Source organism: Mesorhizobium sp. B263B2A, from assembly GCF_020165775.1.
Classification (GTDB): domain Bacteria; phylum Pseudomonadota; class Alphaproteobacteria; order Rhizobiales; family Rhizobiaceae; genus Mesorhizobium; species Mesorhizobium opportunistum.
In genome coordinates this window covers 158373-183390 of sequence record NZ_JAIUIU010000005.1, presented here as the reverse complement: position 1 = coordinate 183390, position 25018 = coordinate 158373, and the positions used below count along the sequence as shown (strand labels likewise).

The following is a 25018-nucleotide window of genomic DNA, read 5'->3' as shown; positions in this document are numbered from 1 at the left end:
CCAAACTTTCCGGTTGATCACAAGCCGCCTTCTTGACCATCCCGAGGTCATTGTCGTGACGGACCATCCGCTAGCGGGCATCGAGCCCGTCTCATGCGGGCGGGCTTCTAGCCACTTCACCGCGGCTTGTCAATGAAGCTCGAAAGCTGTGGAAAATCGGGGGCGTCTGGAGCGGTTCGTCGTTTCGCGGAAACGCCGAACCGCTTCATCTCTTTGCCTTCACGCAATTCCCTCGGGAATTGCCTCTAGCGTCCGGCGCTGGCCAACGCTCGTTTCTCGCGCCGGCGCTGCACGGAGGATGGAATATTCATGCCTTCCCGGTATTTGGCGACCGTTCGCCGCGCAATATCGACGCCGCTTTCCCTGAGCATGTCGACGATCGCATCGTCCGACAGCACGTCGACGGGCTTCTCCTCGTCGATCATCTGCTTGATACGGTCACGCACGGCTTCCGAGGAATGCGCGTCGCCGCCGCCCGATGCCGCGATCGAAGCGGTGAAGAAATAGCGCAGCTCAAACACACCGCGCGGGGTCAGCATATATTTGTTCGCGGTGACCCGGCTCACGGTCGATTCGTGCATGCCGATGGCATCGGCCACCGTGCGCAGGTTGAGCGGCTTCAGGTGGCGCACGCCATGGACCAGGAAGGCATCTTGCTGGCGGACGATCTCCGAGGCCACTTTGAGGATCGTCTTTGCCCGCTGGTCGAGGCTGCGCGTCAGCCAGTTGGCGTTTTGCAGGCACTCGGCCAGGAAATCCTTTTCCGCCTGGTTCTTGGCGTGCGGAGAGACCTGGGCGAAATAGATATGATCGACCAGCACGCGCGGCAGCGTTTCGGCATTGAGTTCGACGGTCCAGCTGCCGTCATTGGCCGCGCGCACCTCGACATCGGCGACGATGGCGTCGCTGGCGCCGCCCGAAAACGCCATGCCCGGCCGCGGATCGAGAGCTCGGATCTCGGCCAGCATGTCGAGCAGGTCTTCTTCGTCGACGCCGCAGATCCGTTTCAGCGCGTGGAAATCGCGCCGCGCCAACAGTTCGAGATTGGCGACCAGGGCCTTCATCGCCGGATCGAGCCGGTCACGCATGGCAAGCTGCAGCGACAGGCATTCGGCAAGATCGCGCGCGAACAGCCCCACCGGCTCGAAGGTCTGGCACACGGCCAGCACCTTGCCCACGGCAGCGGCGTCGGCGCCCAGCCGCGTGGCGATTTCGGCGAGATCGGCCCTGACATAGCCGGTTTCGTCGAGGCCATCGGCGAGTTCCCTGGCGATCAGGCGTGCCGCGGGATCGATGAAGGCGAGTGCGATTTGCTCGCCGACATGGTCGCGCAGCGTGATGGCGCTCGCCGCCATGTCGCCGGCATCGAGCCCTTCGGACGAGGAGCCGCCGCTATTGCCCGAAGCCGATTTCCATTGCGCCGTCAGGTCAGGCCCGAGCCGCTCGCTGGTGCCCGGGTCGTCGGGAAACAGGTTTTCCAGGGACGTGTCGAGCTTTTCCGAGATCGCCTCGGCGCTCCAGCCCGCCTCGTTCTCGAACCAGTCGCCTTCGGCGGCCGCTTGCGGCTCCGCCACGGTTTTCTGCGCCAGGTCGCCCACGGCATCGTCCTGCGGCTCGGCGCGCTCCAGGAGGGGGTTGCGCTCGATCTCCTCGTCGATGAAATGTTCGAGTTCGACATGGGTGAACTGCAGCAGCCGAATCGACTGCATCAGCTGCGGTGTCATCACCAGCGACTGCGATTGTCGGAGCTGTAGTTTGGCCGCCAACGCCATGGTTCGGTTTCAAACGCCTCGTCTACGCATCCGGACATCCGGAAAAGAATTTTCGCGGCCGGCCATAGAAACTGGCCCGGCTTTTGCTTGTCAAGGCAAAGGCTAGCAAAACCCGCTTACCGGAGCGTTATCCCGGAGCAAAATCGCGGAAAAACGGGCCGCAACGCGCCAAAAATCGTGTCAGGAAACAAATTTCACGCTCAGAGCGATTCCAGACAAAGTGTCAGACGGCCTTCCCTGGGAAAAGCACCCAACGCTTTCCCCAGGGAATTGCGTCACGACAAAAGGCTGAGCGGCTTAGCGTTTCCGTGAAACGGTGAACCGCTTACAGCGTAAAACCCTCACCGAGGTAAAGTCGCCGCACGTCGGGGTTTGCCACCACTTCATCGGCGCGGCCATGGGTCAGCACCTGGCCGGCGTGGATGATGTAGGCGCGATCGATCAGGCCGAGCGTCTCACGCACATTGTGGTCGGTGATCAGCACGCCGATGCCGCGCGCCGTCAGGTGGCGCACCAGCTGCTGGATGTCGGCGACGGCGATCGGATCGATACCGGCAAAGGGCTCGTCGAGCAGCATGTAGGCCGGGCGCGTCGCCAGAGCGCGCGCGATTTCCAGGCGCCGCCGCTCGCCGCCCGACAGCGACATGGATGGCGCCTTGCGCAGGTGGCTGATGTGGAATTCCTCGAGCAGTTCGTCCAGGTTGCGCTCGCGCACCTTGCGGTCCTTCTCGACCACTTCCAGCACGGCGCGGATATTCTGCTCGACGTTGAGGCCACGGAAAATCGACGCTTCCTGGGGCAGGTAGCCGATGCCGAGGCGGGCGCGGCGGTACATCGGCATCGAGGTGACGTCGAAGCCGTCGATCTCGATCGTGCCTTCATCGACCGGCACCAGGCCGGTGACCATGTAGAAGCAGGTGGTCTTGCCGGCGCCGTTGGGGCCAAGCAGCCCCACAGCCTCGCCGGCACGCACGCCGAGCGTGACGCCACTGACGACCTTGCGGCCCTTGTAGCTCTTGGTCAGACCCTTGGCGATCAAGGTTCCCTTGAACTTCGCCTTGTCGACGGTGATCGTGGCCGGAGCCGAAAGCTTAGCTGCGGCTCGTCCCGGAAGACGTGCCGTCAGCGACGACAGGCTGGCCATCAGGGGTTCGTCGCTCCCGATTTCGGCGGCGGCGTGATCGACATGATGACACGACCGCCACAGGCGTCGACTTGGGCCAGGCCGCTCTTCATCTGCACGGTGAGCTTGCAGCCCTTGAGAACGTTGTCTCCTTGCGAGAGAACGACTTCCTTCCCCGACAGCACCAGCACTTGGGTCTTCATGTCGAAGGTTCCGTTGTCACCGGTGGCGACCTGGTCGTTCGACTTTATGTAGACCTTGCTGCTGACCTCGAGATGATCGATGTTGGCTGAGCCGGTCATGGCCGCCGCGCCGGCGGCTTCCGTGCCTTTGGCACCAGCGTTGGGATCCTTGACGTAGTAGACGGTCATCTTGCCGGCCTTCATCATGGTCGCCCCTTGCACGACGGTGACGTTGCCGGTGAAGATTGCGGTGCTGTCGGCCTGATGGACTTCCAGCTTGTCGCTCTCGATCTGGATCGGCTGGTCTCCGGACAGTTTGAGCCCGGACATCTGGCTGGCGGCACCGGACTGCGCCGACGACGGTGCCAGGCCCAGCAGGAGCAGCGCTGACGTTGCGGCCACCAGCCGTGTCGAACTATTGAGCCACATTCGCTTCTTCGCCCTTTGCCTCAGCCGCCTTCAGAGCGGCGGGATCGATGTTGACGCGCACTTTGTTCTCGAACACCAGGACCTTGCCATTGTCCTGGACCGACATCGAATCCGCCGTGATCTGCGACCCGCCACGGCTGACATCGACGGGATCATCCGTCTTCATAGTGCCTTTGCCCATGTCGAGGAAGACCGATTTGAACTTGGCTTGCAAGCCGTCTGTCGTGGTGATCGTGACATCGCTGTTCAGTTTCATCGTATTGCCGTCGCGATCGTAGGTACCGTGCGAGGCTTTGACCGCCGCGACATTGTCGGGCGCGATCGGCACCTTGGCGTCTATGCCCTCAAGCTCGATGATGCCTTGCGTGCTGACGTCCTGTATCGCCCGCAGGGCCGTCATCGAATAGGGCTGCTTCAGCTTGGTGAAACCGTTGAGCTTGGGATTGGCCATCACCAGCTTGCCATTCGAAAAGGCGGTACCTTCCGCCTGTACGGCGACGGAAACGGGTGCGGCGAGATAGGAATAGACCGGGAAGGCGACGGCGATCAGCGCCGCGGCCAAGGGCACGGCGAATTTGAGCACCCGCACGCGGCGCGAATGACGCTGGGCGCGGTCGAACGCATCGCCCCGCGTCTGGTCATCCGCCGGGGGCGCCAACTCCGCCTCGGGACTGGTCGGTTCAATCGGTCGCGCTAACATGACTGCTTTCTTCTAAAACCCCGCCCGCCGGGGAGCACCGCCTATAGGTGGGACGCCAGCGCTCTCAAGCAAGCACAAGCCCACGAAAACCGCAAAAATGTGACAGCTGTCGTTGTACAAACGAAAACGAGGTCAGCACAACAGCCGCTGCTTCATAGCAGAAATGGACGCCCTTGCGTCTTTTTTTCATGACTGGCGCGCCTCGGCTCACCTTGCGTGCGTTGCGCGGGCCATCCACAAAACCGACCGCATGGAAACGCCGTGCGCGGATTGCCGCGCCGTAAAAGGACGGAACTGCTTCCCGATAGGGACATCATGGTCTAAAAGCGTCTCTTCCCGCCGACTGTGAGGCTGACCATGGCACTAAGAGCCGACGACCTGATCGACCGCCGCCGTTTGCGGCGCAAGCTGACATTCTGGCGTGTCGCGGCCTTCGGCATCGTGGCCCTCGGGGTGATTGCGCTGTCGGCCTGGCTTTATGGCGACGATTTCGGCGGCGCGACGGTCGACCATATCGCCAAGGTCAGGATCGAAGGCACCATCACCGAGGATGACGAACTGATCAAGCGGCTGGAGACCATCCGCCAGTCGTCGAAGGTGAAGGGCGTGATCCTGGCGATCGATTCGCCCGGCGGCACCACCGTCGGTGGTGAATCGATCTACGAGGAGGTGCGCAAGCTGGCCGCCGACAAGCCTGTCGTGGCCGAGGTCGGCACGCTCGCCGCTTCGGCGGGCTACATGATCGCCAGTGCCGCCGATCACATCGTCGCCCGCAAGACCTCGATCGTCGGCTCGATCGGCGTGCTGATCCAGTATCCTGACGTCAGCGGCATGATGGACAAGCTCGGCGTCAAGCTGGAAGAGGTGAAATCCTCGCCGCTGAAGGCCTCGCCCTCGCCCTTCAAGCCGACCAATGACGACGAGCGCGCCATGGTCCGCAAGCTTATCCTCGACAGCTACGACTGGTTCGTCGGCATCGTTGCCGAGCGCCGCAAGATGAGCCATGAGCAAGCGCTGGCGCTGGCCGATGGTTCGATCTTCACTGGCCGCCAGGGCGTCGCCAACGGACTGATCGACGCTGTCGGCGGCGAGACCGTGGCGATCGACTGGCTGGCGACCAAAGGGGTCGATGCCAAACTCAAGGTGGTCGAGTGGAAGGAGACAGAACGGCGCGGCGGCTTCCTGTGGTCAAAATCCATGGTGAAAACGATCGGCAGCGCGCTCGGCCTGCCCGATTCCGGCGGCGACATCATCCATGAACTTGGCGCCGACCGCTTGTTTCTTGACGGTCTCGTTTCCGTCTGGCACCCTTGAGCGCCGTTTGGGACAGCCGAAAAAGCAAATAAAATCATCCTCATAATTTTGACCGCAGTACTTTCACGGGGACCCGTCTGATGATCAAGTCCGAACTTGTGCAGATTATTGCCACGCGCAATCCGCATCTTTTCCTGCGCGATGTCGAAAACATCGTCGGCGCGATCTTCGATGAGATCACCGACGCGCTTGCCGAAGGCAACCGGGTCGAGTTGCGCGGCTTCGGTGCGTTTTCTGTGAAAAACCGCCCTGCCCGCACCGGCCGCAATCCGCGCACCGGCGAATCCGTCGAGGTCGAGGAGAAGTGGGTGCCGTTCTTCAAGACCGGCAAGGAACTGCGCGAAAGGCTGAACGGCGGCAAGTAGGCGCCGCGTCAGCGCCAGCTTCCGACGGAAAACACAATGCTCAATCGTTTCATGCTCATCGTGGTCTTCGTGCCTCTCGCGATCATCCTGATCGCGCTCGCCGTCGCCAACCGCGAACTCGTCGCCTTCACGCTGGACCCGTTCAACCCAGGCAATCCAAAGCTGACGCTGAGCTTGCCACTGTTCATCTTCCTGTTCGCGGCTCTCGCCATCGGCATGATCGTCGGCAGCCTGGCAACCTGGGTCAAGCAGGGCCGTTACCGCAAGCTGGCGCGCCAGCGCGGCGTCGAGGCCGAGAACCTGCGCCAGGCGGTCAGCCGCGCGCCGGCGGCACCACAGGGGCCTGTCCAAGGGGCAGTATTGCCGAAGCCGACCGCTTGAACCGCTGGTCGCCGTCTTTCGTTCAACGGAGCTTTTCATGCTGACCATTTCGGCCGCCGAGGTCGACCGTGCGCTGACCTTTCCTGGACTGGTCGAGACATTGCGCACGGCGTTTCGCGAGGGCGCGGTGCAGCCGGTCAGGCATCATCATGCGGTCGAGCGGCCGGATGGCGCGGCCTCGACCTTGCTGCTGATGCCGGCATGGACCGATTTCAACGCCGCCGGCACCTCGGCCGGCGGTCACATCGGCGTCAAGATCGTCACCGTCTCGCCCGACAACAACGCCGTCGGCAAGCCCGCGGTGATGGGGCTCTATCTCCTGCTCGACGGCGCCACCGGCGAACCGGAAGCCTTGATCGACGGCCAGCGGCTAACCCAGTGGCGCACGGCCTGTGCATCGGCGCTGGCGGCGTCCTATCTCGCCCGCGACGATGCCGCGCGGCTGCTCGTGGTCGGCGCCGGGGCGCTGTCGCCCTTCCTCGCCAAGGCGCATTCGGCAGTGCGGCCGATCAAGACCATCCGCATCTGGAACCGCACGCCGGCCAACGCCGAGAAAGTCGCGGCCGAGCTGCGCGCCGAGGGCTTCGCGGCCAGCGCCGCGACCGATCTCGATGCCGAACTTGGGCAGGCCGACATTATCTCCTCGGCGACAATCACCACCACGCCGCTCATCAAGGGCGCACTGCTCAAGCCCGGAACCCATGTCGACCTGGTCGGCGGCTTCACGCCGGCGATGCGCGAGAGCGATGACGACACCATCGTGCGCGCCCGCGTCTATGTCGACACCCGCGCCGGCGCCACCAAGGAGGCCGGCGACATCGTCCAGCCGTTGGCCTCGGGCGTACTGAAGCCGGAAGCCATCGTCGCCGACTTGCACGAACTGGCGCGCGGCCAGAAGAAGGGCCGCGAAAGCGCCGGCGAAATCACGTTGTTCAAATCGGTCGGCGCCGCGCTCGAGGATCTTGCCGCCGGCATTGCCGTCTACGAGGCGCTCAAGAACTAGCTTGACGCCGGCACCGCCACTTCGGCACCCATTGCCCCGGCGATCAGCGCGAAATCGGCCGCGCTGATCGGGAACAGGCCAAAGCGCAGCTGATACCCCCAATTCGATTTGCCGACGGTGAAGTCCAGCCTGTCGAGCAACGGCTTGATCGGCGTTTCCTCGGCCCTTGCCCAGTCGACATCGCGGCGGAACGGCGTGAAGCCGCCGCCCATCTCGCCTTGATAGAGTTCGCCTTCCCGCACCGTGCCGATCGCCGTGAACGACTGCAGGCCATCTTTCTCGCCCAGGATAGTAGTCGGCGAATAATAGACGACGCCATCGCCGGGCTTGACGCGGCGCAGGGGTGCCGACTTGCCGTGGTTGACCTGCATGAAGCCGCCCTGGCGGCCGCGCCGGACATGTTGCGCCGACGCCACCGCAATCCAATGCGCGCTCATTTCTTTTCCCCGTCGGCCTGTTCCCCGTCGGACAGCCAGTAGACGCGCAGCCGATGATTGTCGGGATCGAGCGCGACGAATGTGCGGCCGAAATCCATGTCGGTCGGCGCCTGCAGGATCTTCAGGCCACGCCCGGACCAGTCGGCATGGGCGGCATCGACCGCCTCAGGCGTATCGAGCGCAAAGACGATCTCGGCGCCGCCACCGACCGCTTCGGCCGCCGGCTCCACCGTATGCCGCGACCAGAGGCCGAGCTTGAAGCCGTTGTCGAGCACGAACAGCACGAAGGTCGGCGCGCTTTCCACCGGCTCGCGTCCCAGCAGCGCACTATAGAAGGCGCCGCTCCGCAGCGGCTGGTCGACATAGAGGATAACGAAATTCGGGGTTGCCATATCTGTTCTCCAGGGCTGAGCGTTTCGATATGTGCCCTGTATAGGATGACATACTGTCAGATTCTGGCAGCAGCATTCATGGACCACGCGGCTGGTCGAGCGTCGCCCGCCATTCCTTGAGCAGCGCCTGCCGGCGGCGCGGGTAGCGCATGTCGGTTGCCTTCAGCTCGGCGATACGATCGGCGCGAAAATGGCGAAAATCCTGCCGCATTTCGCACCACGCCACCACTACCCGCACCTTGTCGAAGAAGCCGAGCGCAAACGGCCAGACCACGCGCTCGGAAGCGGCGCCACCCGCGTCGCGATAGAGGAAGCCGAGCTTGCGTTCGTTGCGGATGGCCTGCCGCACGACGCCGAGGTCGATGCCCTCGATAATCGCCGCGGGCGGCCCGACAAGCAGCGTCGAGGCATCGAGATCCTCGCGCAGATCATCCGGCAACACCGCGGCGATCTTGGCCAGCGCATTGGCGGCCGCGGCCGAGAGACGCCGGTCCGGCTGCTTTGCGACCCAGCGCGAGCCGAGCACGATGGCCTCGATCTCCTCGTCGCTGAACATCAGCGGCGGCAGCATGAAACCAGGCTTGAGCACATAGCCGACACCTGCCTCACCCTCAATCGGCGCGCCCTGCCCCTGCAGCGTTGCGATGTCGCGGTAGAGCGTGCGGATCGAAATCCCGAGTTCAGCGGCCAGCGCTTGACCGCTCACCGGCCGGCGGTGCCGGCGCAGGCACTGGATGAGGTCGAGAAGGCGTTCGGAGCGGGACATGATGCTACAATCCGGTACTGCCGGACGATAGGGCTCCCGCGCTTTCGACGGCAAGCGATTTGACCTGGAACACGTTCGGCATCCCCCCGTTATCCGAAGATGACGGAGATCCGCGGCTTCCTGTTGTTCTGGTGTGCCCTGACCGCCACCATCGCGGCGCTCAGCCTTGGACCGTCCTTCGCCCATGTCCTGGAATCGGTCCCTCGACTGACCAAATGGTCGCCATCCCTCTGGCGCGAAACCACCGTTTTCAACGGCCAATTCCTGCTGTTCGCGGTTATTGGCGCTCCCCTGGACGTGGCTGCGATTGCCTGTCCGGGGCTTCTGGCGTTGCTGCGTGCCGATCGTCCGGCCTTCTGGTTCGTGCTGGCCGCCGCCGTGCTTTATGCCGTCTCCCTGGCGATGTGGTCCGTTCTGGTCAAACCGGCGAATGACGTTCTGGCCACATGGGTACCCGGACCGATCCCTGAGAACTTCGACGCCATCCGGCTGCGTTGGGAAACCGGCCATATGGTCGTCACCGGCATCAAGGCCGCCGGCTTCGTATCGCTGGTTGTCGGCTTGCTTTCGATCCGGCACGGCTGACCGGTTGGAGCCGTCGGCGATCGCCGTTTGTTGCGCACAGGGGTGAAGCTGTGGCAGAAGCGGGCCGAACCGCCGGAGATGCTGCTTCTTGAAGTCTTTTCGCGACAAACGCCGCGACGGCCGCCCGCACCAGCCGACGAAAAGTGGGGCCGCACAGCCGCGCCCGCCGGAGAATCGGCCGGCGGTCAAGGCAGACGCCAGGCCGCGCGAACAACACATCGTGAAACCGGACAACCAGCCCGAGCCGAAATCCGCGCCGCGCATCCTGGCCCGCCGCGATGGCGCCCTGCCCGCCGAGCAGCTTCCCGTGATCCTCGAAGTGGCGCCGAATGCCGATTATGCGCTGCTCGACAGCGGTACTGGCCAAAAACTCGAGCAGTACGGCCCCTACCGGATCGTGCGGCCGGAAGGCCAGGCGATCTGGCAAAAGGCCTTGCCGGCGAAGGACTGGGAGCGTGCCGACGCCGTCTTCACCGGCGATACCGACGAGGAAGGCATTGGCCGCTGGCGTTTTCCAAAGATGCCGCTCGGCGAGACCTGGCCGATGAAGCATGACGGCATCGATTATCTCGGCCGTTTCACCTCGTTTCGCCATGTCGGCGTCTTTCCCGAGCAGGCCTCGCACTGGGACCACATGGCAGGGCTGATCACGGCGGCCAAGCGTCCGGTCAAGGTGCTGAACCTGTTCGGCTACACGGGTCTTGCCTCGCTGGTGGCGGCCCGCGCCGGCGCCGAGGTCACCCATGTCGACGCCTCGAAGAAAGCCATCGGCTGGGCGCGTGAAAACCAGGAGATGGCCGGGCTTGGTGGCAAGCCGATCCGCTGGATCGTCGACGACGCGGTGAAGTTCGCCGAGCGCGAGGAACGCCGCGGCAGCCGCTACGACATCGTGCTCTTCGATCCGCCGGCCTATGGTCGCGGCCCCAGGGGCGAAGTCTGGCAATTGTTCGAGGATTTGCCGGCGCTGACCGATCTCTGCCGCTCGATCCTGACCCCAAAGCCGCTTGCCGTTGTGCTGACCGCCTATTCGATCCGAGCTTCCTTCTTCGCCATCCATGCCTTGATGCGCGATACGTTTGCCGGCATGGGCGGCAAGGTCGAGTCGGGCGAGTTGATCATCCGCGAAAAGTCCGCCGGCCGGGCACTTTCGACCTCACTGTTTTCGCGCTGGGTAGCGTGAATGCCCCGGAGTCCTGAATGAACGAACGGCACGCCGGCGCACCCGGGCAGGTTAAGGAAGTCACCAGCCTCGCCAATCCGCTGGTCAAGGATATCAAGGCGCTCGCCTTGAAGAAATTCCGGGACCAGCAGAACGCCTTCATGGCCGAAGGACTGAAGCTGGTCATCGATGCGCTCGATCTGGGCTGGCAGATCCGGACGCTTGTGTTCGCCAAGGCCGGACGCGGCAACCCCGCGGTGGGAAAGGTCGCGGCGCGCACGGTTGCCGCCGGCGGCACGGTGCTCGAAGTGTCGGAAAAGGTGCTCGTCGCCATCACCCGCCGCGACAATCCGCAAATGGTGGTCGGCGTCTTCTCGCAGAAATTCCTGGCCCTGAAAGATGTCCACGCCGACAATGGCGACGTCTGGGTGGCGCTCGACCGGGTGCGCGATCCCGGCAACCTCGGTACCGTCATCCGCACCGTCGACGCCGTCGGCGCCAAGGGTATCATCCTGGTCGGCGACACCACCGATCCGTTTTCCGTGGAGACGGTGCGCGCGACCATGGGTTCGATCTTCGCCGTACCCATCGCCAAGGCGACGACCGAGGCTTTCCTCGCCTGGCGCGGAGCCTTCTCAGGCCTCGTCGCCGGCACCCACCTGAAGGGCGCGGTCGACTACCGTTCGGTCGATTTTTCCCGCGGCCCGGTGCTCCTGATGATGGGCAACGAGCAGCAGGGCCTGCCTGAAAGCCTGGCGGCGAGTTGCGACAGGCTGCTCAGGATTCCCCAAGCGGGCCGCGCCGATTCGCTCAATCTGGCCGTCGCCACCGGCATCATGCTGTTCGAGATCCGGCGCGGCGCGCTGAAGCTCGAACCCGTTGCCGACCAGCAGTGAAGGTTGCCTGCCCGTGAGATCATGGTCCCCCTATGCACTGCTCGCCATCGTCGCCATAGCGCTCGACCAGTGGATAAAACACCTGGTCGAGACCGGCCTGCCCTTTCAGGAAAAGCTCGATCTCTTGCCGTTCCTGGCGTTGTTTCGCACCTACAACACCGGCATCGCCTTTTCGATGTTCTCCTCCCTCGGCGATACCGGCCTCGTGGTCATCGCCGTGTTGGTCGTCGCTTTCGTGCTCTACCTTGCTACGCACACGCCATCGGGCCATGTCATCGCCCGCACCGGCTTTGCCCTGATCATCGGCGGAGCGCTGGGCAATCTGATCGATCGCGCCGTCTACGGCCACGTCATCGATTACATCCTGTTTCACACTCCGGTCTGGTCCTTCGCCGTCTTCAACCTCGCCGACGCCTTCATTTCCGTGGGCGCGGCATTGGTCGTCTTCGACGAGCTCATCGGCTGGCGGCGCGAGCCCAAGCCTTCCAACGCCAAGCCTTCCAACGCCAAGCCTTCCAACGCCAAGCCTTCGAGCGCCGAGGCTTCGGACGCCAAGCCTTCCAAAGATTGACCGCGCGCGGCCATCGCCGCACAGTTCACACCGCCAAGCAAACTCGCGGAGAAGAAGATGCCCGAAACCTTCAAAGCCATCCTCGTTTCGCGCGACGCCGACAAGAAGCAGTCGGTAGCCGTGACAAATCTAACCGATGCCGACCTAATGGACGGCGACGTCACTGTCGCGGTGGAGGCAACGACGGTGAATTACAAGGACGGACTGGCCATTACGGGCAAGGCGCCGGTGATCCGCCGCTGGCCGCTGGTGCCGGGCATCGATCTCTCCGGCACCGTCGTCTCGTCTTCCCATTCCGGCTGGCGCAAGGGAGACAAGGTGATCTTGAACGGCTGGGGTGTCGGCGAAACGCATTTCGGCGCCTATGCGGTGCGCGCCCGTGTCAACGGCGACTGGCTGGTGCCGCTGCCGGAAGGCATGAGCCCGCATGATGCGATGGCGGTCGGCACCGCCGGCTATACCGCCATGCTCTGCGTCATGGCGCTGGAACGGCACGGCATCCTACCCGATCGCGGCCCGGTGGTGGTGACGGGCGCCGCCGGCGGCGTCGGTTCGGTCGCGGTCTCCATCCTGTCCAGCCTCGGCTATCATGTCATTGCCTCGACCGGCCGCAATGCCGAAAGCCCCTATCTGATCAATCTTGGCGCCGCCGAGGTGATCTCGCGCGACGAGCTCAACCAGCCCGCCAAGCCGCTGGCCAAGGAACGCTGGGCCGGCGGCATCGATGCGGTCGGCAGCCACACGTTGGCCAATGTGCTGTCGATGACCTCCTATGGTGGCGCTGTCGCCGCCTGCGGCCTGGCCGGCGGCATGGATCTGCCGTCGAGCGTGGCCCCCTTCATCCTGCGCGGCGTTTCCCTGCTCGGCATCGATTCAGTGATGGCGCCGAAGGCAGTGCGCCTCGAAGCCTGGCGGCGCATCGGCTCCGATCTCGACCTGCAGAAGCTCGCCGGCCTGTCCACGACTATCGGCTTCGACGGCATCATCGATGCCGCGCGCGACATCGTCGACGGCAAGATCCGTGGGCGCGTCGTCGTTGACATGTGACCTGCCTGGTAGGCCAGAATCGGCCAATCCGGTGGCAAATCCGCCGCTGTCGGGACAAAAACGCTTAACCGCTAAAATTCGAACGATCCGCCGCAATTTTCCATAATCTCTGTCTGGCAAGGGTTTCGCATGATCGCGGAATCCGGCAGCCAACAGGCGGATATTGGCAACGACGTCGACGCGCTTGCCGCGCCGGCGCCGGCGCGGCGGTGCCTCGCCGCGCCACCGCTGGTGCCCGAGCAGCAATTGGCCGGGCGGGAAGGTCTGCCGCTTGTGACCTTCTTTGCCATCGTCGTGCTGGCCGGCCTCGCGCATCTGACCGGAGCCCCGATCTTCATCAGCCTCGCTCTGCTGGCAACCGGCCTCGCCGGCCTTGCCATGCATCTGCATGCCAGGCGCAGCGTACACCGCACCGCGGTCCTGCTCGACGAGACCAGCGCCCGCAGCCGCGCCGAGATCGAGACGCTGGCCGACCGCATGTGGGAAATGCAGGAAAGCGAAGAGCGCTTTCGCGGTCTCATCGACGCACTTGGCGACCTCGTCATCCATCGCGACCGCGATGGCTACATCGTCTATGCCAACAAAGTATTCGCCGACCTCGTCGAAACCGATCAGCGCGACCTTGCCGGCAAGACGCTGGCCGAACTCGGAATCGAGGTCGGCATCGTCCCCGATGCCGCCTTTTCCGACCATGAATGCCTGAGTTCCACCGATGTCGCCATCCGCACGCCGAGCGGCCCGCGCTGGTTCTCGTGGATCGAACTGTCGGTGCGCGACAAGGACAGCGGAGCGGCTTCGCATCGCGCGATCGCCCGCGACATCACCGCCCGCAAGCGCGCCGAATCCTCGCTGATCACCGCGCGCGAGCGGGCCGAATACGCAAGCCAGGCCAAATCGCGCTTCCTCGCCACCGTCAGCCATGAGATCCGCACGCCGATGAACGGCATCATGGGCATGGCCAGGCTGCTCGCCGACACCAGCCTGTCGCCGGAGCAGCAGACTTATGTCGGCGCCATCTCGACATCGGCCAGCGCCTTGCTCGCCCTGATCGAGGACCTGCTCGACTATTCCAAGATCGAGGCCGGCCGCTTCGACCCCGAGCCGCAGCCGATATCGGTGCGCGAGATCGCCGACAACATCATCGAACTCCTGGCCGCGCGCGCCTTCGCCAAGGATATCGGCCTCGGCTGCCACGTCGAACCGGATGTGCCGCAGATGATCACCGCCGATCCGGGCAGGGTCAGGCAGGTGCTGCTCAATCTCATCGGCAACGCTATCAAGTTCACCGACGGCGGCGGCGTGCTGGTCAGCGTCGCGCGCGCCCGCACCGCGACCACCGACCGCATCTGCTTCACCATCGCCGATACCGGTCCCGGCCTGCGCGACGAGGATATGGAGCGCATCTTCGAGGAGTTCGAGCAGGCCGACGGCACCTCGACGCGCACGCATGGCGGAGCCGGCCTGGGACTTGCCATCTCCAAGCGCCTGGTGGCTGCCATGGGCGGCACGATTTCGGTCTCCAGCCGGCTTGGTCAGGGATCGGAATTCGTCTTCGAGATCCCCGCCACAGCGGCCACCGAGGCGCCGCAGGGCCGGCTCGACGCGCTTGCCGGCAGGCGCGCTGTGATCCTGTCCAGGAACGCCGTCGAGGCCGATGCCATCGCCCGCACCATCCGCGCCAGTGGCGGCACGGCCGGGATCGCCACCACCGTGGCGCAGGCCGCGCCCTTCGCTCACGGCTGCGACGTGCTTCTGGTCGACGCGGCCATGGAAGAGAGCGATGGAAGGCTGCTCAAGCGGTTGCGCCAAAGCGGCTTCTCCGATTGCGAGGCCATCACGCTGATCGCACCGACCGACCGCGGCATGCTGGGCGAATTCCGCGCCAGCGGCTACACGACCTTCCTTGCCCGGCCGGTGCGCGGGGGAACACTTTTGCGTGTCCTCTTGAGCAGCCATGCGCCGGCACTTGCCCACCCGCAACCGGAAAAGCGTCGGGCACCGGCGCTGCGTGCATCGAGCGAGCGCCAGCAAGGCCTGTCCGTGCTGATCGCCGAGGACAACGACATCAATGCCATGCTGGCCCGCGCCACGCTGCTGAAGGCTGGGCATCGCGTCCAGGTGGTCGGCAATGGCAAGGCAGCGGTCGAGGCCGTCACCAGCGCCGGGCACAAGCACCGCTTCGACGTGGTGCTGATGGACCTGCATATGCCGGTCATGGATGGGCTGGACGCCATTGCCGCGATCCGCCGCCATGAGGAGGAGACATCCGCGCCGCCCGTGCCGATCATGGTGCTGTCGGCCGATAGCCAGGAAAAGACCCGCCATGCCGTGCTTGCTCACGGCGCCAGCGGTTTTGTCACCAAGCCGCTCGATCCCGACGCGCTGGTCAACGCCGTCGAGGGCCAGGTCGCCGCTTGAGCCGGTTTTTTCCGGTACGCGGCTGATCCATTTGCCCAAAAGTGGGCCTCCGCTTCGGAAAAACGACATGCATGAAAACAAGGCCTGGAGCGCGTTGCCTGAACCCGCGCGGGCGCGTCGCGCCTCGAGTCTCCTTACCGAACGTAGCCGGTTGACCGTTTTCGCCAGCCGACGAAGTATTGCCCGCGACGTCGTATCACGGTACTGTCACAATCCTGTTGCACCTACACCGTATCCCCGTGCCAAGAGGGATGGCTCGAAGGAGAATCACTCGTGCATACAGTTATGCCGGAATGTGACACTCGGCCGAACGCCAGCAGCGCCTTGCTTGCCGGACGTAATGTCGATTCCGTCATAAAGGGCGCAGCACTCGGCCGAATCGGCAATCTCGAAGTGCGGCTTGCTCGCAACGAGGCCGAGATCGCGGCCGCGCAGGAAGTGCGTTACCGGGTGTTTTACGACGAGCTTGGTGCCAGGAAAGATCTGTTCCAGGCGCAGGACCGCCGTGACGCCGACCGGTTCGATCCGCTCTGCGACCATCTGCTTGTCTTCGACAATTCAATTTCCGGCCCCGAGCATCGCCGCATCGTCGGCACCTATCGCCTGCTGCGGCAAGAAATCGCGGCTGCCGCCGGAGGCTTCTATTCCGAAGGCGAATTCGAGCTGACCAAGCTCATCGCCCGTCATCCTGGCCAACGTTTTCTCGAGCTCGGCCGTTCCTGCGTTTTGCCCGAATACCGGTCGAAGCGCACCATCGAGGCGCTCTGGCAAGGCATCTGGGCCTACATCAATCACTACGAAATCGGCGTGATGACCGGCTGTGCTTCCTTCCAGGGCACCGTGCCGGCGGCGCATGCCGAGGCGCTCACCTATCTCTCTCATCATTGCCGTACGAACTCGGCCTGGGACGTGCGCGCGGTGTCCGGGCGCTATTGTTCCATGGACCTGATGCCGATCGAGGCGGTCAATGCCAAGGCAGCGATCGCGGCGATGCCGCCTTTGGTCAAGGGCTATCTGCGCGTCGGTGCCCGCATCGGCGACGGCTGCGTCATCGACCGCGAGTTTTCGACGGTCGACGTCTTCGTGGTGATGCCGGTCAAGGAGATCGGTGCCCGCTACGTCAACTACTATGGCGGGGAAGCCCAGCGCTTCGCCGCGTGAGGCAGTAGGCAGTAGGCAAGACGTCACGAGTCACGCTCCTCTCACTACTCACTACTGACTAGTCCCTACTGCCTCTTTTACGGAATATCCTCAGGCCGCCGGCCGGGCCGGCTCTTGTAGGACGGAAATGCCCAGCCGAAACGAAGCGCACCGCCACGCACCGCGAGCGCCACGGCGAAACCGGCCAAGCCTGAGACAAGCTGCGGCAGTCCGGCGACGTCGCCCAGTGTGAAGATAGCGGCGCCCGCCAGGGCAGCCGTGACGTAGATCTCGGGCTTCAGCAGCACCGATGGCTCACCGGCCAGGAGATCGCGCAATATGCCGCCGAAGGTCGCGGTCAGCATGCCGGTGATGATGGAAACCACCGGCGAGCCGGTGATTGCCAGGCCCTTTGCCGCGCCCATCACCGAAAAGGCAGCCAGCCCGACGGCGTCGAGCCAGAGCAGCAGCCTATAGCGGGATTCGACGCGGTGCGCGGTGAAGAACACCAGGACCGCCACCACCGCGCAGATCAGCACATAGTCGCGGTTTCCCACCCAGAACACAGGCACATTGAGGATGAGGTCGCGAAACGTGCCGCCGCCGATGCCGGTGACGCTGGCCAGGAACAGGAAACCGATGACGTCGAGCTGCTTGCGCGACGCAGCCAACGCCCCCGTCGCCGCAAAAACGGCAATGCCGGCATAGTCGAGAAGGGCGATGGGGTGCATGGAAGGCCAGGCAGTAGGGGAGTAGGGGAGTATGTTTAGCACGAAGCCGCACCGTCGGTGGGACTCCCTTTTTCCCTACTCCCCTACTGCCTTACTCCCCTACTGCCTTAATCACGCATCCTTCTCCGCCTGCTCGTTGACCGGCCCCGGTTCGACCGGCGCCTCGGCGGCGACCTTCGGGCCGCCCTTGGCGACGCCGACCATGGCCGGCCGCAGCACGCGCTCGCCGATCGAATAGCCCGGCTGCACGACCTGAACCACCGTGTTGGCCGGGACATCGGGATTGGGCACTTCGAACATCGCCTGATGGAAATTGGGATCGAATTTCTCGCCTTCCGGAGTCAATTTCTTGACCCCGTGCCGTTCCAGCGCCGACAGCATGGCGCGCTCGGTGAGGTCGACGCCTTCGATCAGCGCCTTGAAGCCGGCATCGCCCGACGCCTTGGCCTCGGCCGGAATGGCGTCCAGCGCGCGGCGCAGATTGTCCGATACCGACAGCATGTCGCGGGCGAAATTCGCCACCGCATAGGTGCGTGCGTCGTGTACGTCGCGCGCGGTGCGGCGACGCAGGTTTTCCATCTCGGCCGCGACGCGCAGCGCGCGGTCCTTCAGCTCTTCATTTTCCTTGAGCAATCGCACAAGCGCTTCATAGTCGCCGTCGATGCCGCCTTCCGTGCGCTCGGCATTGGCCTCGGCCGCCTCGGCTTCGTTGGGCGCGCGTTCGTCTTTTGCCTGGTCGCTCATCGCCGTTTCCCGTCATCTCGAATGGTTTGGATTTTGTGCCCGATATCGAGGTTTGACGCTCAAAAATCAAGGGGCAAGCGACCGTGAAGGCCTTCGGCCGGCCCAAATGGCGCCAATGGCAATACTTCGATTTTAATTCAAACTTTACCGTACTTGCCGGCTTTGCTTGCCACAAGCGCGTGATGCGGGAACCATTCGCTTGCTGGAGGAGTTTCGGAGCCGACACAGGATTTTGAAATGATGACCCGCAACAAGGCTGAAAAGGAAAAACGGCTTGCCGCGGAGGTCAGGCGCCAGGTCGGCGCCAAGGCAATGACGCGCTTTCTGCGCACCCTGCCGGCCTTCCGCATCGACGCCGACATTCCCGACCGCTTCAGGGATTTACTTGACCGCCTCGATCGGGCAGCCGGCAACCCCTCAGGCAGCAGCGGGCGCCGGTAGCGACACATCTGGCCCTATGCGACGCAGGGCTCCAGCCAGGATCCGCACACGAATTGGCTCGTCAAATATCCAGGGCCTTGCCCGTTCCGGCATCGAACAGGTTCAGCTTGGCGATGTCGGGGGCGACGAAGAGCGTCTCTCCGGGACGGGCGCTGATTCTGTCGCGAAACACGGCGACCGCCGGCTCACCGCCGATCGTCAGATGAACCTGGGTCTCCGAACCCATCGGCTCGACCACGCCAACCAATGCGGCAGTCCCCTTGCCCGGCGCACAGACGCTCAAATGCTCTGGCCGGAACCCGTATTGGACCGGCTTTCCGTCTGGCGCGCTGAAGGCTGAACCGACCGGCAACAATGTCCCGTCGGCTGTTCGCACCGCCGGTATGCCGTTGTCGCGTGCGACCACGCCGCTGATGATGTTCATCGACGGCGAACCGATGAAGGTCGCGACGAACATATTGACCGGGTGATCGTAGAGATCGAGCGGCGTGCCGATCTGCTCCACCCGTCCGTTGTTCAACACGACGATCTGGTCGGCCATCGTCATGGCTTCGACCTGGTCGTGCGTTACATAGACAGTGGTGGTGCGCAGGCGCTGGTGCAGCCCCTTGATCTCGGCGCGCATGGCCACGCGCAGTTTGGCGTCCAAGTTCGACAGCGGCTCGTCAAACAGGAAGACCTGCGGGTTGCGCACGATCGACCGCCCCATGGCGACACGCTGCCGCTGGCCGCCCGACAGCTGGCGCGGATAGCGATCAAGCAGCGGCGTCAGGCCCAGGATTTCCGCGGCCTTGGCCACCCGCTCGGCCTTTTCCGCCTTCGGCGCCTTGGCAAGCGTCATCGAGAACGCCATGTTTTCAGCGACCGTCATATGCGGATAGAGCGCATAATTCTGGAACACCATGGATATGTCGCGTTGCTTGGGCGGCAGGTCGTTGACCACTCTGTCACCGATGCTGATCGTGCCGCCCGAAATATCCTCCAGTCCGGCGATCATGCGCAGCAAAGTAGACTTGCCGCAGCCCGACGGACCGACGAGAACCACGAATTGACCGTCCGGAATCTTGACCGAGACGCCGTGCAGCACCTCGTGCCCGGCGTAGGATTTGAGGACGTTGGCGATTTCGACTGAAGCCATCGGGATTTTTCCTGGGATTGTGGTCGCGAGACGTTCAGGTCGCGCTCACATGTATGTTGTCGGTGGACAGCGCGCCTTCCGCGATCAGCAATCCGATGCCGCCGTTGGTGAGCGCCTGCGAACTCGTGTCGTCAGCCTCGAGCGCCACGCCGCCGAAAAGCGCCGTGATGCGGCTGCCCTTGACGGTCAGCGTCACCGGAATGGTCTTTTCGAAGACCAGTTCGAAATCGGTCTCCGCCAGAACGACCGTTTCGGCATCCCGTGTACGCACGATCTGCAGCTTGCCATCGCGCGTGGCGCGCACGGCGTAGTAGCGCCGCAAGCCCTGGACGCGCGCGCAGACACCGCCGTAATTGCCAAGGTGGATGACGATGTCGCTCGATACCTTGTAATCGGTCCACTGCCGCGTGCCGTGAATGACGATGCCCTCGTCGCGGCTCTGCGAAATGCGGAAACTCGGCGGAAAACGCTTGGAAAAGAAGCTGACGCCGTTGACCCAGGCCATGCGCCAGAAGTCGCAATCGCCGGCCGGCCGATGCAAGTTCAGGTCCGGCGCCCCATCCCATCTGAGATAGTCGAGCAGCACACGACCGTCGGCGCGCCTGCCCTCGCTGGTGAGCATGATGCCGATCTCGGCGATCGGCTGGCCGTCCAGATCCGGCAGGCGCCATGAAAGCACGCGGTCCTCGCCGGCATTCAGGGCAATCGCATCGCTATCGATGTCGCGCAGGCGATCGTCGCCATCATAGGCGCGAATGCGCAGCCGCACCGACACCGCGCCCTTGTTGCGGCGATCGGCGACGACGCGCGCCTTGACCACCTGCCCGGGATAGACGAGCGGCGTGGCCATCAGGTCGTAGGTGCGCATCGACAGCACCTCCCGCGGCGAGAAGGTCGGTGTCGTCACGACGGCAGCCAGGCCGGGAGCCAGGGCTTCATAGCTTACGGTCAGGGCACGGCCATTCTCGAACTCGACATTGCCGACGCGAACGCCGCTGGCCAAGCCATGCCCCTCCACCGGCCGAAAACCCTGCTGGCTGCCGGAAAGCGAGAAGTGGAATTGGGCGCCGGCCTTCGGCGCGTCGAGCGGATTTCCACCGGCGAGCGCCATGCCGAGATTGGCGATATAGTAGGCTGTTCGCACCGCGTCGTTGATCGAGTTGCCGCCGTCGGCCGAGGAAATCAGCAGGCGGTCGGCGATCGGCCCGCGCCAGTCCGGTCCGGCCTCGATGCCGTCGAGGCCGAGCATCAGGGCAAGCAGGCAGCCGACATTGCCCGCATTGCAATCGGTGTCCCAGCCCGACGTGTTGACGATCATCTGCGCCTTTTGGAAATCGTCCGGCGCATAGAGCACGGCCATCACCATCAGCGCGTGGTTGGGCACGACATGGCAATTACCTGGATATTTGTCGTAGCCGTATTTGTCTTCGATCTTCTGGCGCGTGTCGTGCCAGTCGGGATGTGCCTTCACCCAGCCGCGGATGTCGGCGATGAGTTTGGCGATCAGGCTGTCGCGCGGGATGACCGACAGGCCGGTATCGATGAGATGGTCGATGTCGCTGGAGACAAAGGCTTCGGCCTCCATTGCCGCCCACAGCATCGCCGCATGGACGGATTCGCCGTCATGCGAGACCTTGCCGGCCTGTTCGGCAAGCTTTGCCGCCAGTTGCGGCTGCCCAGGCGCCACCATCGCCCAGCCGTCGATGAAGATCTGGGCGCCGATCTGCTCGGCGACGGTCGCACCATTGGTGGCGATGGAACCCGAATGCGGGGCCGGTATGCCCTTCTTGAGATTGAGCCATGCAGTATGCTCGGTCGAGTTGCCGCTGCCGCCCCACCACAGGATCGAACGCTCCTCGACGATATAGTTCAGCCATGCCTTGCCGATGGCCTCGGCGGGCAGATTGGGCGAGATGCCGTAATCCTCGAGCGCGCGGATGAACGTGAAGGTGCCGGCAACGTCGTCATCGGTCACCACCAGCGGCTGGTTCAGGCGCTCATGCACGTAATAGTCGATCGGGCCGAGCTCCTTCATGATCTTCTGGTAGGTCCAACCCTCGAACGGCCGGCCGAGATAGACACCCACCAGCTTGCCGAGCACACCGGCATAGACCCGTTCCAGATAGTCGTTTGGCAACTGCATGTTCTGCTCCAGATAATCCAAAAATTTCAGCCTTTGACCGAGCCGCCCGCCATGCCTTCGATGAACCGTTTCTGCATGGCGACGAACAGCACCACCACCGGCACCACGATGATCAGCGCGGCAGCCATGATCTCACCCCAGTCCGAGCTGTACTGCCCGCTGAGCAGGTAGAAGGCGATCACGGCGGTGACCTTGTCCGCCTTCTGCAGGAAGGTCGCCGCGATCAGGAATTCGTTCCAGGAGTTGAGCCCGATGATCAGTGCGACGGTCAGGATGCCGGGCGACACGATGGGCAGCATCACCCTGGAAAACACCTGCCAGGAGGTGGCGCCGTCGATCAGCGCGGCCTCCTCGAGTTCCTTCGGCACGGCGATGAAATACGTCCTCAGCAGCATCACCGCGAATGGACTGTAGAGGGCGGTGTAGATCAGCGCGACGCCGAACACGTTGTTGATCAGCCCGAGCTTGGCGAAGCCGAAATAGAGCGGGAAAATATAGAGCTGGATCGGCGCCGTGGTCGTCGCCAGCAGGTAGAACGTCCAGATCTTCCACGAAGCGATTTTCCTGCGCGCCAGCACATAGGCCGACAGCGAGGACGTCGAGCAGACGAGGATGATCGTCGTTCCCGAAAGCAGCAGCGAATTGACGAAGGTTTTCGAAAACTTGGCGTGGGTCCAGGCGTTGACGAAATTCTCCCAGCGGATGGGATTGGGCAGCGCCAGCGGGCTCTGCACGATCTGCGCCGCTGGCTTCAGCGAATTGAGCACCAGCAAGGCGATCGGAAACAGGGCGATGAAGGCACCGATACCCAGCACCACGTAGGAGATCGTCAGGGTGGCCCGGCTTTCGACCATTCTCATTGCTCGCCTTCCTGCGTCTGCAGGCGTACGTAGAAGAACGTGCCGACGAGGCCGAACAGGCTGATGACCAGCGCCGCCGCGGCTGCCTGGCCGACGTTGAGATCGTAGAAGGCGTGGCGGTAGGCCAGCGTCGACAGCACCTCGCTCGAAAAAGCCGGGCCGCCCTGGGTCAGGATGTAGACGAAATCAAAGGCGAGGAAGCTCCAGATCACCGTCATGATCATCATCAGCATGATGGTCGGCCGGATCGCTGGCAGCAGCACGTAGCGCATCATTTGCCCATAGCTCGCGCCCTCGATACGCGCCGCCTCGATGTGCTCCTGCGGCACCTGGCGCAGCGCCGCGAAGAAGATGACGCACAGAAATCCCCACCAGTGCCAAAGATCGACGGTCGCCACGCCCAACAGCGCTGTCGATGGCTGTGCCAGCGGATTGGCCACATGCAGGCCCATGCGTGCCAACATGCCGAACACGCCGGTGACCGGGCTGTAGATCATCCCCTGCCAGACGCGGGCCGTGATCACCGTGGCGATGACCACGGGCAGGAAGTAGACGACCTGGAAGAAATTGCTGCCGCGCCTGACGATCAGCAGCATCGAGGCCGCCAGCAGCCCCATGGCGATCGGCACGATGAGGAAGATGCAGGTCCAGATGATGTTGTTGGCCAGCGCCGACCAGAAGACGCCGTCGGCGAACAGCGCCCGGAAATTGTCCAGTCCCGAAAAGGTCGGCGTCGAAATGCCGTCCCAGCTGCAGAACGCCAGGACGACCGTCAGCAAGGCCGGGACGAGGACGATGACGAAATTGATGATCAGCGTCGGGACGAGATAGAGCCGGTGCATGGACGATTGCCCTGGGTTTTAGAGGGCGCCGGACGGGCGCCGCTCCTTTCGCTGCGTTCGGATGGTTCGCGGCGCTGCCGGTGCCCGCCGCGTCAAGCCCGCTTCAGGCCCGCTTCAGGCCCGCTTCGGAACTGCCGGCACCTTGCCGGCCGCCTTTTCCTGCTGGAAGGTCTCATCGAGTTTCTTGAGGTAGTCCTTCGAGCTGATCTTCTTCAGCCAGACCTCCTCCATGCCGCTGACCAGATAGGTGTCGGTGGCGGGCGGCAGGAAAGTCCATGTCGTGTAGCCGTACTGGCCGGCGCCGACGGCCGTCGACAGGTTCTTCATCACCTCGGTATAAAGCGGCAGCACCTTGTCGGAGAGTTTTACACCGGACAGGTCCTTCAACGGCAGATTCCACTCGCCCTGCCATACAGAGTTCATCTCGCTGTAGAACTTGTCGTTGAAAATATAGTCGAGCACCGCCGCCGCGCCGTCGGCATTTTCGGATTTCGCGTTGATCGAGAGCGTCGAGCCAATGCCGAGCGCATAGACCGGCGGGCCGCTCGTGCTTGGAAAGCCGACGAACGCCGCTTCGGCGTTGTTGGTCGGGAAATAGGTCGGGATGTTGGTGAAGCTCCAGGTGCCGCTCGGCGCCATGCCGGCCTGGCCGGTCGCCACCTGGGCGAATGCCTGCTCCAGCGTCAGCGAGAAGTAGTTCGGGCCGTAGTAGCCCTTCTGCCACCACTCATCGAGCTTATCGATGGCGGCCAGGATGGAGGCGTCTGTCCAGGGACTGGCACCGGTCAGCGCCTTGTAGACATTGTCGGGGCCGGCCACCGAATTGAGCACGATCGAGACATGGTGCTCGTTGGCCGGCCGCCAATCGGCATTGCCGCAGCCGAACGGGACCAGGCCCTTGCCCTTCATCTCGTCGGCGAGCGTCTCGAGTTCGGCGATGGTGGTGGGCGCCTTCCAGCCGTTCTTGTCGAACAGCGTCTTGTTGTAGAACAGGCCCAGCGTCTCATAGGTCTTGGCAAGCGCGTAGAGCTTGCCGTCATACTTGCCCAGTTCCATGAATAGCGGCAGCAGCCGGTCGTTCCAGCCGAGCTTTGCGGCGTAATCATCGAGCGGCAGCAACTGCCCCGCTTGCGCCATCGACGCCACATAGCTTGGACCGGCGGTGAAGACGACATCCGGGCCATTGCCCGAGAGCATGGCGATGCGCAACTGCTTGTCGAGGTCGGAGCCGCGGAAATCGATCGAGAGATCGTCCTGCGGATGCGCGGCATTGAATGGGTCGATCAAGATGGTCTTGAGATTGTCCTGGTTTTCCGGCGAGGCGGACTCGTACCAGAAACCGACGGGCTTCTTGTCCTCGCCAAAGGCCAGGCGTGGGAGCAGCGGCAGGGCGGCGAGGCCGAGGCCGGTCTTGAGCAACGTACGGCGTTCCATGTTTT

Annotated in this window: 26 protein-coding genes; 12 read left to right on the top strand and 14 right to left on the bottom strand. The window is 63.7% G+C overall.

All coding sequences use genetic code 11. From position 1 onward, the window contains the following. Positions 1-245: 245 nt before the first annotated feature. The 4 genes from rpoN to lptC all read right to left on the bottom strand — a co-directional run bounded on the left by rpoN (position 246) and on the right by lptC (position 4206). The gene (gene rpoN, locus LB568_RS11755; RefSeq protein WP_224730201.1) at positions 246-1772 is read right to left on the bottom strand and encodes an RNA polymerase factor sigma-54; all 1527 of its coding nucleotides are present in this window, start codon (positions 1770-1772) and stop codon (positions 246-248) included. Positions 1773-2097: 325 nt separating this feature from the next. After that, complete coding sequence (gene lptB, locus LB568_RS11750; RefSeq protein WP_013893009.1) at positions 2098-2916, bottom strand: LPS export ABC transporter ATP-binding protein; 819 nt, start codon at positions 2914-2916, stop codon at positions 2098-2100. Then, the gene (locus LB568_RS11745) at positions 2916-3506 is read right to left on the bottom strand and encodes an LptA/OstA family protein (protein ID WP_013893008.1); all 591 of its coding nucleotides are present in this window, start codon (positions 3504-3506) and stop codon (positions 2916-2918) included. The genes lptB and LB568_RS11745 overlap by 1 nt, the downstream gene beginning before the upstream one ends. Next, positions 3493-4206, bottom strand: a complete 714-nt coding sequence (lptC, locus tag LB568_RS11740; RefSeq protein ID WP_013893007.1) for an LPS export ABC transporter periplasmic protein LptC — start codon at positions 4204-4206, stop codon at positions 3493-3495. Before lptC ends, LB568_RS11745 begins: the two co-directional genes overlap by 14 nt. 357 nt (positions 4207-4563) lie before the next feature. On the opposite strand from lptC, the gene sppA reads away from it, so the two are divergent. The 4 genes from sppA to LB568_RS11720 all read left to right on the top strand — a co-directional run bounded on the left by sppA (position 4564) and on the right by LB568_RS11720 (position 7269). Continuing rightward, positions 4564-5520 carry a signal peptide peptidase SppA gene (sppA, locus tag LB568_RS11735; protein WP_013893006.1) on the top strand — a complete coding sequence of 319 codons (957 nt, stop codon included), beginning with the start codon at positions 4564-4566 and terminating at the stop codon, positions 5518-5520. Between the two features lie 80 nt (positions 5521-5600). After that, entirely contained in the window at positions 5601-5885 is a 285-nt protein-coding gene (locus LB568_RS11730) for an integration host factor subunit beta (RefSeq protein WP_006200394.1), read from the top strand. 36 nt (positions 5886-5921) lie between these two features. Beyond that, entirely contained in the window at positions 5922-6266 is a 345-nt protein-coding gene (locus LB568_RS11725; RefSeq protein WP_013893005.1) for a DUF1049 domain-containing protein, read from the top strand. Positions 6267-6303: 37 nt separating this feature from the next. Further along, positions 6304-7269, top strand: a complete 966-nt coding sequence (locus tag LB568_RS11720; protein ID WP_013893004.1) for an ornithine cyclodeaminase family protein — start codon at positions 6304-6306, stop codon at positions 7267-7269. On the opposite strand, the gene LB568_RS11715 is transcribed toward LB568_RS11720, so the two are convergent. The 3 genes from LB568_RS11715 to LB568_RS11705 form a co-directional block, all read right to left on the bottom strand. Next, complete coding sequence (locus LB568_RS11715; protein ID WP_013893003.1) at positions 7266-7706, bottom strand: EVE domain-containing protein; 441 nt, start codon at positions 7704-7706, stop codon at positions 7266-7268. The genes LB568_RS11720 and LB568_RS11715 overlap by 4 nt on opposite strands. Beyond that, a complete protein-coding gene (locus LB568_RS11710; protein WP_013893002.1) occupies positions 7703-8098 on the bottom strand; it encodes a VOC family protein in 396 nt (131 codons plus the stop codon). Before LB568_RS11710 ends, LB568_RS11715 begins: the two co-directional genes overlap by 4 nt. 76 nt (positions 8099-8174) lie before the next feature. Beyond that, positions 8175-8864 carry a helix-turn-helix transcriptional regulator gene (locus tag LB568_RS11705; protein WP_013893001.1) on the bottom strand — a complete coding sequence of 230 codons (690 nt, stop codon included), beginning with the start codon at positions 8862-8864 and terminating at the stop codon, positions 8175-8177. Between the two features lie 99 nt (positions 8865-8963). Here LB568_RS11705 and LB568_RS11700 point away from each other — a divergent pair, with 99 nt between their 5' ends. From LB568_RS11700 to LB568_RS11670, 7 genes are all read left to right on the top strand, one after another. Continuing rightward, positions 8964-9449, top strand: coding sequence for a DUF1772 domain-containing protein (locus LB568_RS11700; RefSeq protein WP_224730200.1), 486 nt, complete (start codon positions 8964-8966; stop codon positions 9447-9449). 88 nt (positions 9450-9537) lie between these two features. Further along, on the top strand, positions 9538-10629 hold the full coding sequence (locus LB568_RS11695) for a class I SAM-dependent rRNA methyltransferase (RefSeq protein ID WP_013892999.1): 1092 nt from the start codon (positions 9538-9540) through the stop codon (positions 10627-10629). A 17-nt stretch (positions 10630-10646) separates the two neighbouring features. Next, entirely contained in the window at positions 10647-11504 is an 858-nt protein-coding gene (locus tag LB568_RS11690) for a TrmH family RNA methyltransferase (RefSeq protein WP_013892998.1), read from the top strand. A 13-nt stretch (positions 11505-11517) separates the two neighbouring features. Further along, on the top strand, positions 11518-12075 hold the full coding sequence (lspA, locus tag LB568_RS11685) for a signal peptidase II (protein ID WP_224730199.1): 558 nt from the start codon (positions 11518-11520) through the stop codon (positions 12073-12075). A 57-nt stretch (positions 12076-12132) separates the two neighbouring features. Continuing rightward, positions 12133-13122, top strand: coding sequence for an MDR family oxidoreductase (locus LB568_RS11680; RefSeq protein WP_013892996.1), 990 nt, complete (start codon positions 12133-12135; stop codon positions 13120-13122). A gap of 129 nt (positions 13123-13251) precedes the next feature. Further along, positions 13252-15540 carry a PAS domain-containing hybrid sensor histidine kinase/response regulator gene (locus tag LB568_RS11675; protein ID WP_224730198.1) on the top strand — a complete coding sequence of 763 codons (2289 nt, stop codon included), beginning with the start codon at positions 13252-13254 and terminating at the stop codon, positions 15538-15540. A gap of 285 nt (positions 15541-15825) precedes the next feature. Beyond that, positions 15826-16701, top strand: a complete 876-nt coding sequence (locus LB568_RS11670) for a GNAT family N-acetyltransferase (protein ID WP_041164038.1) — start codon at positions 15826-15828, stop codon at positions 16699-16701. A 77-nt stretch (positions 16702-16778) separates the two neighbouring features. On the opposite strand, the gene LB568_RS11665 is transcribed toward LB568_RS11670, so the two are convergent. Together LB568_RS11665 and grpE are read right to left on the bottom strand one after the other, a co-directional pair. Beyond that, positions 16779-17411, bottom strand: a complete 633-nt coding sequence (locus LB568_RS11665) for a trimeric intracellular cation channel family protein (RefSeq protein WP_013892993.1) — start codon at positions 17409-17411, stop codon at positions 16779-16781. A 111-nt stretch (positions 17412-17522) separates the two neighbouring features. Beyond that, positions 17523-18155 (bottom strand): nucleotide exchange factor GrpE, encoded by a 633-nt coding sequence (grpE, locus tag LB568_RS11660; protein WP_013892992.1) that lies wholly within the window; start codon positions 18153-18155, stop codon positions 17523-17525. A 237-nt stretch (positions 18156-18392) separates the two neighbouring features. Between grpE and LB568_RS11655 the strand changes: the two genes are divergently transcribed. Next, positions 18393-18596, top strand: a complete 204-nt coding sequence (locus LB568_RS11655) for a NepR family anti-sigma factor (RefSeq protein ID WP_224730197.1) — start codon at positions 18393-18395, stop codon at positions 18594-18596. 61 nt (positions 18597-18657) lie between these two features. Here the strand turns inward: LB568_RS11655 and LB568_RS11650 are convergent, their stop codons facing one another. The 5 genes from LB568_RS11650 to LB568_RS11630 form a co-directional block, all read right to left on the bottom strand. Next, a complete protein-coding gene (locus LB568_RS11650) occupies positions 18658-19734 on the bottom strand; it encodes an ABC transporter ATP-binding protein (RefSeq protein WP_013892990.1) in 1077 nt (358 codons plus the stop codon). Between the two features lie 34 nt (positions 19735-19768). Further along, positions 19769-21877 carry an ADP-ribosylglycohydrolase family protein gene (locus tag LB568_RS11645; RefSeq protein WP_224730196.1) on the bottom strand — a complete coding sequence of 703 codons (2109 nt, stop codon included), beginning with the start codon at positions 21875-21877 and terminating at the stop codon, positions 19769-19771. Positions 21878-21903: 26 nt separating this feature from the next. Further along, positions 21904-22737, bottom strand: a complete 834-nt coding sequence (locus LB568_RS11640; RefSeq protein ID WP_013892988.1) for a carbohydrate ABC transporter permease — start codon at positions 22735-22737, stop codon at positions 21904-21906. Further along, the gene (locus tag LB568_RS11635; RefSeq protein WP_013892987.1) at positions 22734-23579 is read right to left on the bottom strand and encodes a carbohydrate ABC transporter permease; all 846 of its coding nucleotides are present in this window, start codon (positions 23577-23579) and stop codon (positions 22734-22736) included. Before LB568_RS11635 ends, LB568_RS11640 begins: the two co-directional genes overlap by 4 nt. A gap of 114 nt (positions 23580-23693) precedes the next feature. Continuing rightward, on the bottom strand, positions 23694-25013 hold the full coding sequence (locus LB568_RS11630) for an ABC transporter substrate-binding protein (RefSeq protein ID WP_224730195.1): 1320 nt from the start codon (positions 25011-25013) through the stop codon (positions 23694-23696). Between the last annotated feature and the right edge of the window lie 5 nt (positions 25014-25018).

Coding starts and splice junctions, on each gene's coding strand:
- LB568_RS11655 (WP_224730197.1), top strand. CDS start 18,393: ATGATGACCCGCAACAAGGCTGAAAAGGAAAAACGGCTTGCCGCGGAG.
- LB568_RS11635 (WP_013892987.1), bottom strand. CDS start 23,579: ATGCACCGGCTCTATCTCGTCCCGACGCTGATCATCAATTTCGTCATC.
- LB568_RS11730 (WP_006200394.1), top strand. CDS start 5,601: ATGATCAAGTCCGAACTTGTGCAGATTATTGCCACGCGCAATCCGCAT.
- LB568_RS11715 (WP_013893003.1), bottom strand. CDS start 7,706: ATGAGCGCGCATTGGATTGCGGTGGCGTCGGCGCAACATGTCCGGCGC.
- lptB (WP_013893009.1), bottom strand. CDS start 2,916: ATGGCCAGCCTGTCGTCGCTGACGGCACGTCTTCCGGGACGAGCCGCA.
- LB568_RS11725 (WP_013893005.1), top strand. CDS start 5,922: ATGCTCAATCGTTTCATGCTCATCGTGGTCTTCGTGCCTCTCGCGATC.
- LB568_RS11675 (WP_224730198.1), top strand. CDS start 13,252: ATGATCGCGGAATCCGGCAGCCAACAGGCGGATATTGGCAACGACGTC.
- LB568_RS11700 (WP_224730200.1), top strand. CDS start 8,964: ATGACGGAGATCCGCGGCTTCCTGTTGTTCTGGTGTGCCCTGACCGCC.
- LB568_RS11630 (WP_224730195.1), bottom strand. CDS start 25,013: ATGGAACGCCGTACGTTGCTCAAGACCGGCCTCGGCCTCGCCGCCCTG.
- rpoN (WP_224730201.1), bottom strand. CDS start 1,772: ATGGCGTTGGCGGCCAAACTACAGCTCCGACAATCGCAGTCGCTGGTG.
- LB568_RS11710 (WP_013893002.1), bottom strand. CDS start 8,098: ATGGCAACCCCGAATTTCGTTATCCTCTATGTCGACCAGCCGCTGCGG.
- LB568_RS11665 (WP_013892993.1), bottom strand. CDS start 17,411: ATGCACCCCATCGCCCTTCTCGACTATGCCGGCATTGCCGTTTTTGCG.
- LB568_RS11640 (WP_013892988.1), bottom strand. CDS start 22,737: ATGAGAATGGTCGAAAGCCGGGCCACCCTGACGATCTCCTACGTGGTG.
- LB568_RS11690 (WP_013892998.1), top strand. CDS start 10,647: ATGAACGAACGGCACGCCGGCGCACCCGGGCAGGTTAAGGAAGTCACC.
- grpE (WP_013892992.1), bottom strand. CDS start 18,155: ATGAGCGACCAGGCAAAAGACGAACGCGCGCCCAACGAAGCCGAGGCG.
- LB568_RS11650 (WP_013892990.1), bottom strand. CDS start 19,734: ATGGCTTCAGTCGAAATCGCCAACGTCCTCAAATCCTACGCCGGGCAC.
- sppA (WP_013893006.1), top strand. CDS start 4,564: ATGGCACTAAGAGCCGACGACCTGATCGACCGCCGCCGTTTGCGGCGC.
- LB568_RS11645 (WP_224730196.1), bottom strand. CDS start 21,877: ATGCAGTTGCCAAACGACTATCTGGAACGGGTCTATGCCGGTGTGCTC.
- LB568_RS11745 (WP_013893008.1), bottom strand. CDS start 3,506: ATGTGGCTCAATAGTTCGACACGGCTGGTGGCCGCAACGTCAGCGCTG.
- lptC (WP_013893007.1), bottom strand. CDS start 4,206: ATGTTAGCGCGACCGATTGAACCGACCAGTCCCGAGGCGGAGTTGGCG.
- LB568_RS11680 (WP_013892996.1), top strand. CDS start 12,133: ATGCCCGAAACCTTCAAAGCCATCCTCGTTTCGCGCGACGCCGACAAG.
- LB568_RS11705 (WP_013893001.1), bottom strand. CDS start 8,864: ATGTCCCGCTCCGAACGCCTTCTCGACCTCATCCAGTGCCTGCGCCGG.
- LB568_RS11720 (WP_013893004.1), top strand. CDS start 6,304: ATGCTGACCATTTCGGCCGCCGAGGTCGACCGTGCGCTGACCTTTCCT.
- LB568_RS11670 (WP_041164038.1), top strand. CDS start 15,826: ATGCCGGAATGTGACACTCGGCCGAACGCCAGCAGCGCCTTGCTTGCC.